General features: G+C 37.8%; 13 protein-coding genes. 10 read left to right on the forward strand and 3 right to left on the reverse strand.

The genetic code is table 11. The features are described 5' to 3' along the window. The first annotated feature begins 78 nt into the window (after nt 1-78). From AC1DSK_RS07120 to AC1DSK_RS07155, 8 genes are all read left to right on the forward strand, one after another. On the forward strand, nt 79-561 hold the full coding sequence (locus AC1DSK_RS07120; protein ID WP_477548549.1) for a GrpB family protein: 483 nt from the start codon (nt 79-81) through the stop codon (nt 559-561). 170 nt (nt 562-731) lie between these two features. Then, entirely contained in the window at nt 732-1,598 is an 867-nt protein-coding gene (locus AC1DSK_RS07125; protein WP_477548550.1) for an ABC transporter permease subunit, read from the forward strand. Nucleotides 1,599-1,602: 4 nt separating this feature from the next. After that, the gene (locus AC1DSK_RS07130; protein ID WP_477548551.1) at nt 1,603-2,664 is read left to right on the forward strand and encodes an ABC transporter permease; all 1,062 of its coding nucleotides are present in this window, start codon (nt 1,603-1,605) and stop codon (nt 2,662-2,664) included. A gap of 576 nt (nt 2,665-3,240) precedes the next feature. Then, nucleotides 3,241-3,765: a GNAT family N-acetyltransferase gene (locus tag AC1DSK_RS07135; protein ID WP_477548552.1), complete on the forward strand. Its 525-nt coding sequence runs from the start codon at nt 3,241-3,243 to the stop codon at nt 3,763-3,765. A gap of 136 nt (nt 3,766-3,901) precedes the next feature. Continuing rightward, nucleotides 3,902-4,207, forward strand: a complete 306-nt coding sequence (locus AC1DSK_RS07140) for a hypothetical protein (protein WP_477548553.1) — start codon at nt 3,902-3,904, stop codon at nt 4,205-4,207. Nucleotides 4,208-4,224: 17 nt separating this feature from the next. Further along, complete coding sequence (locus AC1DSK_RS07145; protein WP_477548554.1) at nt 4,225-4,953, forward strand: DUF5694 domain-containing protein; 729 nt, start codon at nt 4,225-4,227, stop codon at nt 4,951-4,953. A 32-nt stretch (nt 4,954-4,985) separates the two neighbouring features. Beyond that, a complete protein-coding gene (locus tag AC1DSK_RS07150) occupies nt 4,986-5,264 on the forward strand; it encodes a hypothetical protein (protein WP_477548555.1) in 279 nt (92 codons plus the stop codon). Between the two features lie 798 nt (nt 5,265-6,062). Further along, nucleotides 6,063-10,244, forward strand: coding sequence for a S8 family serine peptidase (locus AC1DSK_RS07155; RefSeq protein WP_477548556.1), 4,182 nt, complete (start codon nt 6,063-6,065; stop codon nt 10,242-10,244). Nucleotides 10,245-10,633: 389 nt separating this feature from the next. On the opposite strand, the gene AC1DSK_RS07160 is transcribed toward AC1DSK_RS07155, so the two are convergent. Next, a complete protein-coding gene (locus tag AC1DSK_RS07160; protein ID WP_477548557.1) occupies nt 10,634-12,106 on the reverse strand; it encodes a sensor histidine kinase in 1,473 nt (490 codons plus the stop codon). Further along, nucleotides 12,096-12,773: a response regulator transcription factor gene (locus AC1DSK_RS07165; protein WP_477548558.1), complete on the reverse strand. Its 678-nt coding sequence runs from the start codon at nt 12,771-12,773 to the stop codon at nt 12,096-12,098. The genes AC1DSK_RS07160 and AC1DSK_RS07165 overlap by 11 nt, the downstream gene beginning before the upstream one ends. 265 nt (nt 12,774-13,038) lie before the next feature. Here AC1DSK_RS07165 and AC1DSK_RS07170 point away from each other — a divergent pair, with 265 nt between their 5' ends. After that, the gene (locus AC1DSK_RS07170) at nt 13,039-13,320 is read left to right on the forward strand and encodes a hypothetical protein (RefSeq protein ID WP_477548559.1); all 282 of its coding nucleotides are present in this window, start codon (nt 13,039-13,041) and stop codon (nt 13,318-13,320) included. A 334-nt stretch (nt 13,321-13,654) separates the two neighbouring features. Here AC1DSK_RS07170 and AC1DSK_RS07175 read toward each other — a convergent pair whose 3' ends face one another. Further along, nucleotides 13,655-13,918: an ATP-binding protein gene (locus AC1DSK_RS07175; RefSeq protein ID WP_477598140.1), complete on the reverse strand. Its 264-nt coding sequence runs from the start codon at nt 13,916-13,918 to the stop codon at nt 13,655-13,657. 678 nt (nt 13,919-14,596) lie between these two features. Between AC1DSK_RS07175 and AC1DSK_RS07180 the strand changes: the two genes are divergently transcribed. After that, on the forward strand, nt 14,597-18,403 hold the full coding sequence (locus tag AC1DSK_RS07180; RefSeq protein ID WP_477548561.1) for a S8 family serine peptidase: 3,807 nt from the start codon (nt 14,597-14,599) through the stop codon (nt 18,401-18,403). Nucleotides 18,404-18,666 lie beyond the last annotated feature (263 nt).

Raw genomic sequence — 18,666 nt, forward strand, 5'->3', positions numbered from 1 at the left:
CTTGGTCTTTAAAAATGTAAGGCTTCTTGTTAGATGCTAGTAAACTTTTTATCGCTTAATCGAAAGGATTGAGTTCCAATGAGAAAAACTAACATACAAACCTGGACTGAAGGTTGGCAAGAAGCATACAACCGAGAAGAGGAAATCCTCTTAAAAATATTTAAAGATGAATGGGTCGATGTTTTCCACATTGGAAGTACGTCTATTCCTTCGATCGGATATGCAAAACCGATTATAGACATTTTGCTCGTAGTGAAAAACATCGAAAAAGTGGAAGACTTCAATGACAATATGGTGCTGATGGGTTATATGCCGAGAGGTGAGAATGGCATCATGTACAGATTACATATTTATCAGTTTGGACATGAAAATATCAAAAGACATCTGGATTTTAAAGCATACTTGACTGCGCACCCATTGGATGCCCAGAAATATGGAGAGCTTAAAGTGCAATTAGCAGCACAGTTTCCTGATAACACATATGAGTACCAGGAGGGAAAAGAAACATTCATAAAACAATTGATAAAAAAAGTTGAAAAGTGGACTTCGCAACAATCCTGATCTGATTCTTGGGCTACATACGTAGCTCTTTTTCTTTTGTTCAAAACTCTTGTTGTTGAATAATAAATAATCAGAAAAGACAATTAATGTCTATTGCAATTAATGACAGTATGGTAATGTTAACTTTAAGTGTAATTTTTTGGATTATTAACTTAAGGTGGAGAATTGATATGATTTCAAGTTTAGGAGTCTTAACACGTTTTCTTTATGTTGTACTCGGTATCGTTTTGTTGAGTGCTTTTGTAGGGTTATTTACAAATGGTATCCAACTTGATTTCACTTTGTTTCTGGACAATGTGTGGCATATCGTCACGTCTCTTATTGCTCCTCAAAAATTAATCATTTTAGGACCGACCAACCATGAGTATTCGATTTTCTTGAATTTTTGGGATTACTACTTTTACTCATTAACCATTTTTATTTCGGCATTATGTATAGCTATTATCTTCGGTTTATTAATTACGTACTTCACAGTCCTGCTTCCCAAAAAAATAAACGATATGGTATCTAGAACCGTATCGTTGTTGGAATCCTTACCCGACTTATTCATCATAATGCTCATTCAATTTTCCGTTATTTTATATTTCAAGCAAAGCGGTCATTTGTTATTTCCTGTAGCTGGCTCATCCCAGAACCAAACTTATTTCTTACCGATTGTTACGTTGGCCTTGATTCCTTCGTTCATGATTTTCAGAATCAACCTTCATTTAGTAAGCGAAGAATGGAATAAATCATACGTAGAATTGGCAAGAAGTAAAGGTTTTAATAAAACGGAAATATTCTTTTTTCATGTGCTGAGAAATATCACACCAAGCATTTTTAGTCATAGTAAAACGATTGTTCTATATTTATTGTCCTCAATGGTAATTTTCGAGAAACTATTCAACATCTATGGAATCTTCACTTTTATAATGAGCTATCCAAATCCGAATGTGATCGCATTCACATTGATCATGTTTTTTGTTCCGATTTTCCTTATCTATGCAGTCATTACTAGCCTTATAGAAAAATATACTGGCCAAAGATTGGAATGGTGATTACGTGTTTATAATAAAAAGAATTCTTTTAAACAAGTTGTTTCTTTCTGGCTTCCTCATCATCAGTGGCCTGTTAGTAGTCAGCACGCTATATTTTTTCTTCTTTAATGATCGAATTCCTACAGCTTCATTACTTTATGATAGCCAGGGGAAACCATTACCTGCACCTTACAGTTATAAAAACTTTCCACCCTTAGGAACTGACAATTTTGGACGTGATTTATGTATCGTCATGCTTGTAGGCGCAAAATATACAATTGCAGCGGCATTGATTATTACATTTCTCCGCGTTTTCCCATCCATTTGGATTGGGCTTATTATTCATTTCTTCCTGCAGAAAATTGAAAAACCACTTAAATCAATAGCGGATGCATTTAATTACTTCCCAATGACTTTATTGGCCTTTCTACTATTGAACGGAATCTTAATTTCAGAAGTGCAGACGTTTCTTGTAGATGGTGCCTTAATCAAAGGGCCGGAGCCATTGCCCTATTGGAGCAGGATACTATTCTATTTCGTTATTTTTGCCCTTCTATTTATTCCAACAAATTCGATCTTGATTGCAAATGAAGTAAAGTCCATTTATAAGAAGGAATTCATCGAAAGTTCAAGGACGCTTGGTGCCAGTAATTGGCGAATTGTAACCAAACATATCAAACCTTTTTTAGTTCCTCAACTGGCGATTATTTTCTTAAGGGATTTCATTCACACGCTGATTTTGATGTCCCATTTAGCCGTTCTTGGGCTATTCATAGGAGGATATATGAGACGTGGAGATTTATTTGGCTTTACAAAACAAATCTCCAATTCAAACGAATGGGCTGGTTTACTTGGAATGTGGTGGGAATTTTTATGGACATCCTATCCGTGGATTGCTTTCATTCCAATTCTGTTTATTTCGCTTCTAATCCTTTCTGCTAAAGGGATGATGGAAGGCTTGACGAGAGTATTAGCAGCTGTCGATAGCATGAGGGAGCCTGTTCAAAAACGAATTGAAATTGAAACCATTAAAGGTGATCGTCCATTTGAGAGGATTCATTTATCCAACGTTAAATTAATCAAATGAAGTGGTGTGAATATGTATTTATTCATAGTATCAAGGGGGACTTAGAATTTCTTTTTGAGGAGGAGAACAGTAAATGTCTATTTCCTATAAATCGATTTATTCCATTTTGTTCTCATTGTCTCTTCTGATTTTCACGGGTTGTGGAGTTGCTGATGGTGGGAAGGTTACAGCCAAAGAAGTGATTAACTGAAATTCCGAAGCTGATATTGTGATGGGTATCCAGAGGATGTATTGAAATTGTTGAAGCTGGCAGATTATATTCATAGCATTCTTATTAACAAAGAAGAATACAAAGAGTTACCAGAATCTAACGGCTACTATGGATAAAGGATCCATCTATGAGTAGTTGAATATGAAGAAAGCTGGGGAGGGTGTCACATTGATCATAGTCCGCCACAAAATATTTTGGTGAACGGGGCATTGGCGTCTGTAAAATACAGAAAAGGCAAGGGTCGATCACTACGAAAAATATTTAATAACAATGATACATACTCTTATTAACTAATAGAACTTTATTTCAAAAGAGTAAATTCAAATCGCAATGAATTATTAGGATTATACAAAAGGAGTGAGAGAATGTTTCCTATATTAGAAACTGAACGGTTAGTTTTGAGAGAACTCATTGAATCTGATGCATTAGATATATTAAATTGTTTCTCTAATTCAGATGTATTGCGTTATTACGGACAAAATCCATTAACAAGTGTAGATCAGGTAAAACAAATTGTCAGGAATTTTTCGAAGAATTACGATGAAAAAAGTGGTGTTAAATGGGGAATTGAAATGAAAGGTACGGATGGCATTATCGGAACAATTGGGTTTCAAGATTGGTCAAAAGGACATAAGCGAGCAGATATAAGCTATGCACTTTTCCCTGAACATTGGGGCAAAGGATATGCGATTGAAGCTGTTAGTAAAGTGATTTCCTATGGTTTTAAAGAACTTGGTTTAATGCGGATTGGAGCAGTTGTTTTCGTTGAAAATAAAGCATCTAATGAGCTATTAACAAAATTAGGCTTTGTAAAAGAAGGAACTTTGAGAAATTACATGTATCAAAATGATGTTCCGTTTGATACTGATATTTATTCTTTGTTAAAGTGAAAACCATTGGGAATAACAAATTGTTATAGAACAAACGATTGCTTATGAGATTAAGAGCTATAATACAAATTCACATTCACAAATTTTTTGTTTAAAAAAATGAAATGGATTAATTCTTTTAAGCAGGTGGACCAGAATGAACACGTTATTAGAACTGCTACGTATCGTTATTATCTTTATATTTTTTGGTGCTTTGGGGACGGTCGTAACAGTGAACATATATACAAGATTTGAAGTAAATGAAACATATTCTTGGCTTGGTGCAGTAGCTATTTTATTAATTCTTTTTGTTTTGTATCGAAATAAGTGGCAATTCTCTGGCTGGAATAAAGTAATTGGCAGAGAAAAGCTTCCAAAAACTGTTTCATTGACACTGATTTTAGTTTCATTTGTACTAATTATCTCACCTTTAATCTTGAGTTTCGTACAAAATACTAAATAATTCTATGGGGTGTCTAGATGGAAAAAGCGAAAGTGCTTATATTAGGAATGTTTCATCTGAATGCAATAAATAACGGTGATGCTGCACAGTTGAGTGATGATAAGAGGTTATTTAAAGACAAAGATTTTCAAGATCTTATCCTTATTCTCAAACAATATTCTCCGACAAAAATTGTTGTTGAAATGGATAAAAATCAACAAGAGCGATTACATAATACATATCAGACTTACTTAAACGGAAAGTATAAATTACAACAACACGAAATGGATCAAATTGCTTTTCGTATTGCTAAAGCATGTAATCATAAAACCATTTTTGCTGTCGACTGGAATGGGGCTTCCGACACCGTGCCTAACCTAGATGAACTCCAAACAACCAAAGCAAGACAAGAACTTGAAATGGTAGTACAATCAGCAACAAAACAAATGCAAGATCTTCAGGAATATATGTGGAAGCACTCGATAGTCGATACACTTAAATTCATTAATGAGCCTGCTCGTTTAAAAGACAATCACTCAATTTACATGGACATGGCAATGATTGATGAAGGTGATGCAGAAGGGTTAACCTGGCTATCACATTACTGGTTATACCGAAACTTAATGATTACTAAAAATCTCCTTGAACTTATTGAACACGAAGCTGAACGTATATTTGTGTTATTTGGATCAGGGCATGCCTATTTGTTGAAACAATATTTAATTGAATCTCAGAAAGTTGAATGTGTTGAGCTCTCTTTTTTGTAGATTGTGACTAATTATAAGAGGGGTAATGAATAATGAAACTTCTACTATCAATAGTGTTATTTGCACTTTTAGGTTATTTTCTATTTATTATGGGTCCGATCATTGGTGGTTGCATTGCTTTTGGAATTGTCGTTGGTTCCTTGGTTAAAGGGGTCTCCTTACTTAACGAAATTCACAAAAGACTTGGTATCATTGCACCCACTCCTGATACAGACTCTAAAAATGTTATAGGAGATGATGGCTCATCAAATCATCTCAAAGATAAAGATGCTTATTTAAAATATCTAAAAGAAAAAAACAACCTTTCTTAAAGTAAAGAATAGACAAATTAGTTGAATAACAAATAAAGGAAAAATTGAGAAGGTGGGCATCATTCAACTAAAGTGCAGATCTTCTTATTAAAAACTATGGATTACAAAATAGTACAGTTCCGGATGCACCTAAAGCGAAAACTTCGTATAAAGGTTCTACATTAGATACTGTGTTAAAGCAGTTAGGATTAAAATAATCCTAAGCTAGTTTCTATAATCAAACGAAGAACCATTTTATGGCTTACTACAGTAAATAGACAGTAATTAAATAGGATTTTAAGAAGCCTTAGCCCTTTATTTTATTGGGTTAAGGTTTTTTAATTACTTTGAAATCAATCTCTCTGCGTTCAAATAGCATCAGTGTCATAAGGGTACATCCTGTCCCTTATTATGTCACTCTTGGTATAGTACTTTTGTTTTAAGCAGGTATAGTACCAAGAACAGCACAAGATACATCCTATGTTTAATTTTCAGAAAAGTGGAAATGTGGGATGATGAGGGTTAATTGGGTAATATTTCTGAATATTGAATGAATAAATGTTGAATAAACCCCCAGTTGATACTAGATTAGTTGAAAATTTTAATAACCTGATGTTGAAAAACAGATCAGTGTATTAAATGTGAAGTTAAGTCATCAGCACGAAACCTTTACATTTTTACAAATATATTAATCTACTATTAAGTTAGACAGGGGAGAGGATTAATGAGGAAAAGGAGAAACAAAAAAATTATTATTAGAATCATTGTTTCGTATTTCATTGCACTACATATGTAATAAAGTGACTGGGAGGAAAGAAAATGGGAAAAAAAGCAAACAACAAAAGTAAGGTCTTAAAAAGCTTAGCTGTATTTGCTCTATCATCTAGTTTTATTTTAGGTTCTATTGTACAAGTACCTACTACTGCGAAAGCGGTTAGTTATTCGAATACTGAAAATATACTTGCTAATTTAACACCAGAACAAAGAGTAGCACTTAACCAGTTGACCACAAATGAATCAACAGGTCTTCAAATTTCTTCAGATACAGATTTAAATTCAAAGAAACAGACTTCTGTCATTATTGAGTTTGTAAATAAGCCTGCCAAAGTCGCACAAATTGAAGCAAGTGTAGAGGGAAAACAATTATCTGCGGAAGATGCATCAAATTTAGTTGATAAAGATCATGCTACTTTCAAAATAGATGTCCAACAATTATTATCAGAGGATAATAATAAAAAGGTAGAATTTAAAATTAATCGTTCCTTTAAAAATGCATTTAATGGTGTTTCAATGAGTCTCCCAGCAAATCAAATTCAAAACCTATTAAAATCAAAAGTAGTAAAATCAGTTTGGAGCAACGAAACATTTACAATAGACCCACCTGCCGCTGATAGCGAACAATTAAAAGCGGATGAAGCAAATGTGGCGAATTATTCGCCTTATGATGGACTAGATCGTCTACATGCAGAAGGCTTTACTGGTAAAGGAATTAAAGTCGGGATACTTGATACAGGAATGGATTACAACCATCCTGACTTAAAGGATGCCTATAAAGGTGGATTTGATTTTGTCGATGATGATAATGATCCAATGGAAACAACTTATGCCGATTGGAAAAAATCAGGTAAACCAGAAATAGGTAGTGGTCGTGTCTACTATACTGAACATGGTACACATGTTGCGGGTATTATTGGCGGCCGAGGTTTAGCTGATAGTGAATATAAAACATTAGGTGCAGCACCAGAAGCTGATCTTTATGCTTATCGTGTTCTTGGTGCATATGGGTCAGGTACAAGTGATGACATTTTGGCCGGAATCGATCGTGCTGTGAAAGACGGTATGGATGTTATTAATATGTCATTAGGCAATTCTTTAAATGATCCCCTTTACGCGACTTCCATTGCTGTAAATAATGCCGTTTTAAGTGGGGTAACGACCGTTGTGGCAGCAGGGAATAGTGGAGATAAAATGTATACATTAGGTTCACCTGGAGCTGCGGCATTGGCCCTAACGGTTGGTGCATCTACTGTTGCACTTGATGTCTATCAATTTGAAGGTGTACAGAATGGGGTCAATTATTCATTAAGACAGCTAGCAAGAAACTATAAAGATGACTTAACGCAATTAAAAGGAAAAACCTATCAACTTGTTGATGTTGGACTAGGTAGACCTGCTGAATTTAATGGAAAGATTTTAGATGGTAATATCGCGCTCATTAAGCGGGGCTCGATTGCCTTAATAGATAAAATCAAAAATGCAAAAGCAAAAGGTGCCATTGGGGTACTTATGTATAATGATGAAATAAATAGTGCAGAAGGTTCCATCCAGACATTTTTAGGTGAATCAGTAGATGCGGTTCCTACATTCTCTGTCACAAACACGGAAGGACTAGCTATCTTAGCAGCCGTTAAAGCGGGTAAAACAGATATTTCTTTCGGCGATTATTCGAAAGTAAAAACGTCTGGCAATGAATTAGCAGCTTTCAGTTCAAGAGGTCCATCACGTGTAAATTATGATATTAAACCAGAGGTAGTAGCACCTGGTGCCGCCATTCTTTCAACTGTTCCATTTTATATAAATGATAAAACAGTCGATGGGTCTAAACCAGAGGACTATAAATATAGCTACTCCCGTTTATCCGGTACGTCGATGGCAACACCTTATGTGGCAGGTGTATCCGCGTTACTATTACAAGCGAACGACAATCTTGAACCAGCAGACATTAAATCTATTTTAATGAATACAGCTGATCCGTTATCAAAAGATTATAGTGTATTTGAAGTCGGTAGTGGTCAAGTGGATGCCTATGAAGCCGTTCACTCAAATGTTGAGATTCAAGTAGATGATCGAACAGCTACTCTTAATCATAAAAATGAGAAAACAATAAGAGAATTAACTGGTGGATTTAGCTTTGGATCGATTGGGTTTGATGACCAGGATATTTCAGAAGTTAGAAATTTTATGTTAAATAATCGAAGTGAAAAAGCTAAAACATTTAATGTAAATGTGAAATTCCAAACTGGAATAAGAGACTCAAAGGATGCTGCTTTAAATAATGTCACATTAGATGGGCCAACTTCAGTCAAAATAGAAGGAAATAGCCAGAGAGTCATCAAATTTAATCTGTCTATTCCAAAAACAGCTGAAAAAGGAACATATGAGGGATATATCGTATTGACAAATAATGAAGATCCAACAGAAAACTACCAAATTCCATTTGGTGGACGAGTAGTAAACGAAGGAATTGATACATTTTCGATTATTAATCCTATGTACTCGGGTGATACAGCTTGGCCAGAAAATGCTATTCCTTACCTTGGATTTAGGTTCCAATTAAAGTCACATTTGAGGACTTTAGATGTAGTAATACAAGATGCCAAAACGGGTGAAGATCTTGGATTAGTTGGATCTTACAATGCTCTATTATTGAATGAAAACCAACTATTGACTAATTCTAATGGATTCGCTGGGGCATACTATCCGTATACAGGTGATAAGAAAAATCCGATTAGCGATCAATTTGTCATTGCCAAAACAGGTTCATACAAATTAAAAATGATTGGTACAAATAATCAAGGGAAAACATTCACTAAAGAAGCCGCTTTCATCTTTGAGGTTGGAGCGCCAACGATGACCTCCACCTTTGATTCGTTAGATCAAAAAGTGATTGAATATAATTTAAGTCAGCTTGATTCAAAAGGACAATTTTTATATGACTTTAATATCAATGTAAATGATCCTGAAGTGGAAGAGGCAAAGCGCTTAGGTATTCCTGTTGATCAATCAAACAATTCAGTTGTTTCCTTTTACAATGGACCATGGCCATATGATCCAATCTACACTGATAAAAATGGAAATTACAAGGATCAAATCCTTGTCAAACAGCAAGCCGCACCTTTAAAAGTTCAGTTCTATGGAATGGATGCTGCGAGAAACTTTACTGCAGATGCTACGGCAATGCTACGGGTAGCATTTGTTACTGATACTAGACCCTATTATTATTTAAAAGCAAATAAACAATCGGTTTCGACTGGAGATACGGTCAATTATTCGATACGTTCGAATAATATTAAAAACTTAAAAACTGCAAAGATGACGATTCCAGTCATGAAAGACCATGGAGACCTAGGCACCATTAAAAATATCGTTGTAAATGATGCAGTGAAGCAATTTGGTAATTCAGAAGTAACTGTAACAACCACATCAGATACGTTAAATACGTACTATACGATTACATTTAACTACTTAGGAACTAAGGCTTTACCAGAAGATATGCAGTTGGTAAATTTCGACTTACAAACATCTAACATTTATTCGAAAGGTTCGCCTATCAACTGGTTTGAAAATGAGATGAAAGGAACGACCATAGATCAATCCAATGTACAAACTAATAATGTTTATACTTATATTGAGACTTTTAAACTGAAACCAACCTACTCAAGGTTATGGGGTTCATTACAATTTGAGGGCATGCTTGATCCTTTAACAGGCGGGCGGAACAACGCATTAGACCACAGAACCATTGGCGCAAAAGTTACAGTTACGTCTTATGATGGAAACACAGTTGTTGAAGCTCCTCTTACAAACAAATCTGGCAGTTACGTTGCTGGTGGTATGAAAGCTGATAAAAATCCTTATACAGTGACTCTTGATGTACCAGGTCATTTTACGATTTCTAAGTCTCTAGTGTTATCGTATGAAGTTCGAGGTGAAATAATTGGAAGGGACATGAGTTATTTATTATCTCCAGCTAAAGCAGGAGATGTCAATAAAGATAATGTCATTGATGTAATAGATGCAATCGAGCTTCAAAAAAATTGGGGTAAAAATACATCAGGGTCCGACTTGAACTTCGACGGCACAGTTGATAAAAAGGATATCGACTATGTAATTAAAAATTATGGATCACAAAATGACTCTGTTCCAAATGCACCTAAGGCGAAAGATACGTATAAGGGTGTTACGTTGGATTTGGTGTTAAATCAGTTAGGATTAAAATAATCCTAAGCTAGTTTCTATAATCAAACGAAGAACCATTTTATGACTTACTACAGTAAATAGACTGTAATTAAATAGGAGTTTAAGTAGCCTTAGCCCTGTATTTTATTGGGTTAAGGTTTTTTTAATTACCTTTGAAATCAATCTCTCTGCGTTCAAAAAGCATGCCTCTTATGATAAGTGACATGCCTTTTTTTAGGATTGATTAGTAATTCCGCCATTATTAAAGCTTTATTTGTTTGCTTTATTTTAATGTAATAGTTAAACAATTCTTTTATCAACAATGCAGCATTAAAAGGAGGCATACCAGTTATTGCCGGAGGAAATGCATGGAAACAACAAAACTTTTAAATGCCTCTTTCCTCCATCTGATCCAACACTGACTTAATTGTTCATTCAATAGGTAACATGAGACGAAATATAGTTTCATGCGGTGAGGTTGATACTAAGAACAATTTACAATTATTAGCTTCAGCAAGTAATCGACTTAATGGTAACCCAAGTCCTAATCCCTGCTTCTTCTTTCTTTTACTGTCACCTCGATAATATCGTTCAAAAATATAAGGAATTTCTGGTTCTGCAATCCCTTTACCATTATCTAATATATCAAGGTACAGCTTTTTGTCTTCAATAGTCATGCTTAAGGTGATTTTAGTAGATTCTGCTCCTGCACTATTCATTAAGAGGTTAAGTAGAATTTGCTTAATTTGGCCTCTATCTGCTACTATTTTCAGTGGTTTGATTAAAGGAGAGGCATCAAAATCTATATCTTTAAAACCTTCTATAGAATGAACCTGTTGCATTACCTCTTCTATTACCTCCCAGAGAGGGAATAATACAAACTCTCCATGAACAGTGCTGGATTCTAATGACGCAAAATCTAATAAATCTTCTACCATTTTTTGCATTCTCTTAGCTTCTTCTAACGTTGTCACTAAAAATTGATCTGCTGTTTCCCCTGTGACAATGCCTCCTTGGACGGCTTGAATCATCCCACGAATCGAAGTAACAGGGGTTCTTAATTCATGAGAAACGCCTGCAAGTAAATCAGTTCTCATTTGTTCAAGTTGTTGCAAACGCTTTGTCATTATCTTAAAAGAAGAAAATAGTTGTTGTAATTCAGTCTCTTTTACTTTCGTTGCTGAAGGAAGATTCGGTGAGTAATCTCCTTCTGAAACTTTTCTCGCAGCTTCAGTTAATTGATGTAAGGGAAGTGTTAATTTTCTAGAAAGATGGTATATTACAAGCCAACCTCCAAATGCGATACCTAAAATAATGAGCACAAGAAGTCCATAGGTTTCTATATTTTCCGAAAACAATTCTGGTGAAGGGGTACTTAAATATAAAGCACCAATAACATTCCCATCTTTACTTAGAGGCATGCCAACACGCAGCCATGTAACATCTTTAAATTCAATTTTTTCTTTAGTTTTTTTACCGCTTAGTACACTATCCAAAGTAGGAGGTGTTTTAGCAAGTGGTTCGGATAATGGTATATCTAGACTAGATAAGTTAACAAGATTATGACCCTCTTCATTAAAAACTTGCATATAATCTTGAGCAACCGGACGCGCTACTTCCGTTGCTATTGCGGGTGTAGAAGGTGCAGCAGGTGTAATAGGTAATTGATCTTGCTGAAAACTGGGTTGTGATTGTATTATATCTATAGCGCGTATATATGAATCACTAAGTTGTTCAGCTCTCGCCTGTAGTATTTGAAAACTTTGTTGATTTTGATTTACTTTTAGCAATACACCAGCGATAATCCCTAAAATGATAAGAATGGCTATTAGTACACCCGCATATCTTCGAGTCCAAAAACGAAGTAAAGGGATACTTTTATCAGACTGCAAGCTAGTTAACACGTATCATATACCCCGTTCCACGTACTGTTTTAATTTCGCCCTCATCTGATGACCAATCACACAAGTGTTGACGAATTCTTTTAATTGAAGCATCTACAGCTCTATCTGCACCGTTATAATTCATACCCCAAACATAATCCAATAGTTGATCACGAGTAAAGCATTGATTGGGGTGTTTTCCTAGGAAAGCAAGCAGTCCCCAATCACGTGGTGACAAAGGAATTAATTCATCATAAAAAGAGGCTGTATGAGTGGTAAGATTTATTACAAGATGGCCTAATCTAATTATTTCATTATCTTCTAAATGTGAGGAACGGCGTAATACAGCTTGAACTCGAGCCACAACTTCCTCAGGATCGAAGGGTTTTGTGATATAATCATCAGCCCCTTGTCCAAGCCCTGCTAGTCTTTCGGGCACACTACCTCTAGCTGTTAGGATAATGACAGGACAACTACCATATTGACGGATTTGTTTTAGAATCTCGAGCCCATCATTTTGAGGCAACATCAAATCCAAAAGTACCAATGAAGGTTTATAATTTAAAAAAAATTGAACTACATTACCTTCGCCTGAATGGGAAGCCACCGAAAAATCCTTTCTTTCCAAATATACTTTTAATATCTGCACAATTGGTAATTCGTCCTCAATAAGTAAGATGCGCTTCACTACAAAACATCCTTTCTACGATTCTTTGAAAAATAAGGGCTAAGTCGTTAGTGTAGAGCTGGAATATGTCGATAAAATGACAACGCGTCATTATTTCCTATCTAAGCAAGTGATTTAACTGTGGGTTACTACCTGTATGTCTGGGTGATACACTACATTTTTTACATCGTCATATTGTTGTCACATTAATTAGATAAATTAGGAGTGTGGGAAACAACATCCCATACTTTATCGCAGAGCGATTAAAAATAAGGAGGAATTTGAAATGAAAAAAATTCTATTAGTAGGCGCAACGACATTAGCGGTTTCACTAATTGCAGGATCAGCTTTAGCTTCTCCACTTTTTGAAGAGGAATCGACACCAACAGTTGAATCCACACCAGCAGTAAAATCGACACCAGCAGTAGAATCGACACCAGCAGTAAAAGTGACACCAAAAGAAGAAAAGACAACAAAAGAGGGATCGACGCCAACAGTTGAATCCACACCAGCAGCAGTAGTGACACCAGCAGTTGAAGCGACAAAAAAAGAAACTGTAACAAAGTAGCTATCCAAATAGAAAAATTTTGTTGATTTGAGCTTTAAAGAGTATCCTTTACCAGGTTGCAAGTACAATTCCACCTCAACCAACAAAAGAAATTCGTTACATCTAGTTAGAAACTAATCTGGATCAGCTCGCTCATTATCTGTTCAACGAAGTAGAACTAACAGATTAGATAGTACTTTATCAACTCTTACATTAGTTGAAGACAATTCCAACTGATTGCCAGGTCCTAAAGAAAACTAATTAAAGTATAGAGCAAAGCGCCCATGTAAAAACTTGGGCGCTATTTGACGTTTACGTAGTAATGATTCACAACGGCTCTTAGTACATATTTTGATCAAGACCCACTATTTAAGATGACATGAAAGCAAGTTCCGTTACTTTCATTGTAAGTAACAGTAATCGTACCGTTATGTTTTTTGATAATGCTGTCATCAGTTGAAAGACCTAAGCCTGCACAACCCAGTTGGTGGGAGCGTGATTTGTCAACTATGTTGATGACTGTATCTATAATTTTTAAAGAAACCTGTTCCTTACTTAATCTGTTTACAATAACTTCAACTGTGCCGCCGTCAATATTGTACTTAATTCCATTTTCCACAAGGTTGTAAAAAGCACGATACAAATACCAAAAACAACGCTATTATCACAATCTAAGGTCATTGTAACATTCTTATCTTTAGTGATATGAGAAAGCTCAGAAATAATATCCTCAAAAAAATCCTTTAAGCAAATGTGCTGCAGCTTTAAGCTGAATAGCTTTTCTTATGCCCACCTGATTGATCGACTTTTACATAATCCAAATATCTTGTCTGTAATTATTTCTTCACTTACTCTCAAAATATCCTCGTTCTTCCAAGTTAGGACGACATGAGTTTGATAATGCCCTGTAGCTTCTAAAACTATTGATGGCTTCTTACCAGTCACACTTAATTAACAATCACTTTTTAAAAAAAGTCCTGACTCTTATTATGTCGCTCTTGGGATAGTGCTTTTGTTTTATGCAGGTATAGTACCAATAGCAACAAAAGTTACTACCAAAGTTTAATTTTCAGAAAAGTAGAAATGTGGGATGATAAGTTAATTGATTGATAGTTCTGAATATTTAATAACTATTGAATAAACTCAGTAGATGCTAGATTAGTTGAAAAAATTTATTAACCTGATGTTGAAAGTCAGATCAGTGTATTAAATGTGATTATTAAGTGATTAGCAAGAAACCATCACATTTTTACAAATATATTAATCTACTATTTAGTAAGGAAAAGGGGGGAATTTAATGAAGAAGAGGAGAAACAAAAAAATTGTTAATGTAATGACCGTAGGATTGGTATCTGCAGTACTTTTGTCAACAAGTACTGTTCATTCATTTGCTTATGATGCCACCACCGCCAAAACGCCGGTGACCCAGGCGTTCAAGCAACTGCAGAACAACAAAGTTGTCGACTCGCACACTGTTACCCTTATCACGGGCGAAGTTGTGATGCTGGAAAAAAACGCCGATGGCTTGCAATCAGCAACGCTTGCTCCAAACCCTGATGGAACCGAAGTGGGTGTAACCACGTTGAGTTTGGGAGACGATTTCTACCTCATCCCGGATAAGGCACAACCGTACCTAGCAGCAGATGAGCTTGACCGCGAGTTGTTTAATATCACCAAGTTGGTCGAGTATGGCTACGACGACGCTCACGTCTCCGATATCCCGTTGATCGCGACTTACTCAGGCACAGAAAGTCATACGGACGAAGCGTTAGAACAGGCTGCTCCGGCAGGTTCAAAAAAGGACAAGGTATTAGATAGCACTAATGGTGTTGCGCTAAAGGCGAGCAAGTCGATGGCGGCGAAGTTCTGGGAAGCGGTAGACGATGACAGCGCCAAAGCTGCGACCGCACCGAAACTTGCCGATGGCATAAACAAGTTGTGGCTTGACAAACCGGTGCAAGTGATGTTGGACAAGAGTGTTCCACAAATTGGAGCACCTACAGCATGGGCAGCAGGGTATGATGGCACAGGCGTGAAAGTGGCTATCTTAGATACTGGGATCGATCCGAATCATGCTGATGTTAAAAATGCTATCGCTGAAGCGAAGAGTTTCGTACCAGGTGAAGATTATGTAGATCACCACGGGCACGGTACGCATGTTGCTTCGACTGTCGCGGGATCAGGCGCAGCTTCTGGAGGTAAATATAAGGGCGTAGCTCCAGGTGCAAAACTTCTAATTGGGAAGGTGCTTAGCAACGCAGGAACAGGTTCTACATCCAGTATCATCGAAGCAATGCAATGGGCAGTTCAGGAAAAGGCCGATGTTGTCAGTATGAGCCTTGGTTCGGAAGAACCAAGCGACGGAACAGATCCACTGAGTCAAGCGGTCAACAATTTGAGTGATACAAGCAACACACTATTTGTTATTGCTGCAGGTAATGTGGGTCCAGATAAGAGAACCATTGCAGCACCAGGGGCAGCCGAAAAAGCATTGACCGTTGGGGCAGTTGACAAAAGCGCAAACGAATTTTTGGCTAATTTCTCAAGTCGCGGTCCTGTTATCAATAATTTCAGAGCTAAACCTGAGATTACGGCACCAGGAGTAGCAATCGTAGCTGCTCGTGCAGCAGGAACCACTATGGGTACGGCCGTTGATAACTACTACACTAGTGCCAATGGTACATCAATGGCTACACCACATGTTTCCGGTGCTGCAGCCATTCTGAAACAAAGACACCCTGATTGGTCAGGAGACCATATTAAGCAGGTATTAACTGGTACTGCAGTAGCAAATACCCGCTACTCAGCTAATCAACAAGGTGGCGGACGTGTAGATATCACGAAAGCCTTAGAGGCTAACGTGTATAGCAGTCCTGCAGTTGTCAGTATGGGAGCCGGGTTTGTTGATACTAAACCAATAGAAAAGACATATAATTATGTCAACCCAACCGACAGTGATATGACATTGAATCTCGTCATGACAGCCAAGAATGAGAATCAAACAGCGGCACCGGCTGGAATGTTCACACTCAGCAAGTCAGTGGTCACTGTCCCAGCACATGGCAACAGTGAGATGAAGGTAACATTTGATACATCGCTTGGCACTATTGCCGATTATCAAGCAGTGGTAAAAGCTACTTCAAGTGACGGTAAAATCATTAACACGACTATTGGTGGAACAAAAACAGAACCATTAGTTGATTTAGTTATTAATGAGATCGATCGCAACGGAAAACCGGCTGGAGGCGATATGGTGTGGTTTAACCATGACACGGGGGTTGGTAAACAGGTATATCCTAATAGCAGCGGGAAGACCACATTATCCTTGCAGCCGGGACGTTACGCGGTAATTAGTACACTAAACACAAATGACAAGGCCGGAATAGCTCAGAACTATACCCTAGCCTCAGTGCCTATGATAGAGCTAAAGAGTAAGGAGAATCAAGAAATCACGTTTGATGCCCGATTAGCCAAGGAGATCAAAGTTACAACGCCTAAGGAGTCCGAAAAGCACGGTTGGAAATTCGGAGTCCGCGAGCGGATGGACATAAACCACTTCGGAGTTGACTACATGAGGAATTTTATTGGCGAAACTCACGCCTACGTGTTGCCAGTCAAGGCGCCAAATAATGTTGGTTTGTTCGAGTTCAACTTCCATTCGCGCAACTACGCCCCTGAAATCAAGGCAACCTATGATGACAATATGAACGAGTCGATTCCGCTTGTGCCAGTGTTCTTTGCGCCTAAGTTGGACGGCGATAAGACACTCCAAGCGGTCAACGTCGGCGTGGCACTGCCAGCGGATCTCAGTGGCATAGACATCCATGGAAAGCTAGCGGTCATCACCCGCGATTCGAAACAGAATCCGAGAGACCAAATAAAAGCAGTGATGGGTGCTGGCGCCGCAGGAGTGATCGTCGTCAATAACAACGGGGAGAGGTTCAATCTAGGTGTATATATAATTGACAACGTCGTCATCCCGGCCTATACTCTTGGCCAAAGCGACGGAGAAGTGCTCTTCAACAGAATCGCCAATGGTCCTACCTGGATCAAACTGCATGGAATCGCCAACAGTCCGTACGTGTACAATTATGCGACGTTGATTAATGGTGAAATTCCGGATAACCCTGTCGACGCGGTGACAGAAGAAAACTCTGCCGTAGTGAAGGCCCACTACCGCAGGCCAAATGGCTGGTTGAAGTCTGGCGACTGGGCCGTGGCATTACGTAAGGACGAAGGTGGCTTCTTTGCATTCCTTGATAAATTCGAGGAAAAAACACCGGACCGGGAAGAGTGGTACTCCACAGGCAACAAGACGGATTCGAATAGTATGAGATGGCTCCATCAGTACTATCCGGACGTTACTGATATTACACGTAACATGAAGGACACACTTCGCATCTACTCGCCGGGCGACAAGAAAGAAGAGACTTGGATGGGCGCGGTGAACGCTCCAACTGGACCGGAGAATACCTTGGCGTATCGCGAGGGAGATATCTTAAACCTTAACATCACTAATGATAACGGTGATAGCGAGCCGGGGCACTGGAGCTGGTTTGCAAATGGGAAAGACTTGTCCACTTGGGGGTTGTATCAAGACGGGAAACTTCTCGCTAAGGGACCGGACACTACTTACCAAAGAAAGTACCCTGTCAGCACTGAACCGGCAACTTATAAGATCACAGCGGACACATCGCACCCAGAATGGTTCGGGTTCTCTCTGTCTACAACGACCAGCACAGCTTGGACATTCAAGTCCCAGCGACCAACAGATGGGCAAGAAAACCTTGCGCTACTGTGGCCGAGATATAACATTGGCCTAGATAATGAGAACCAGGCAAAGGGCGGCATTACCGACCACTTTGACCTGTCATTCGTCACTCAATCAGGTGCTACTCCAGACATTCAAGGGGTAGAGGTCGAAGTATCTACGGACGACGGCAACACATGGAGCAAAACAAAAGTGGATAACCGAAAAGATGGGCACTACAAAGTGTGGGTGAAAAACCCAGCATCAGGTTACGTTTCGCTTCGCATCAAGGCATGGGACGCAAATGGTAGCCAGATCGAACAGACTATAATTAAGACCTACGCTGTGCGTTAACACTCGCGGTAGATACAATAGATTTGCATAAAGTGCAGTGCTAAAAAGCTACCAAGTAAATACCGGTTTCTAAGATTGTGGAGTTGCTTTGGCAACTCCTTTTCTTATTGAACTCCCATGAAAATTAAAACATTACAGCGTCACCCAAAGTGAAAAAGAATTTCCTGAAATAAAATGAAGGCAATTTTAATTTCTTGTTAGGATTTAGTCAACCAATTCAATATTGAGCATTTTTTCAAACAAATGGATTTTTAGGGAAAATT

The organism is Paenisporosarcina sp. P4_B8 (genome assembly GCF_056402175.1).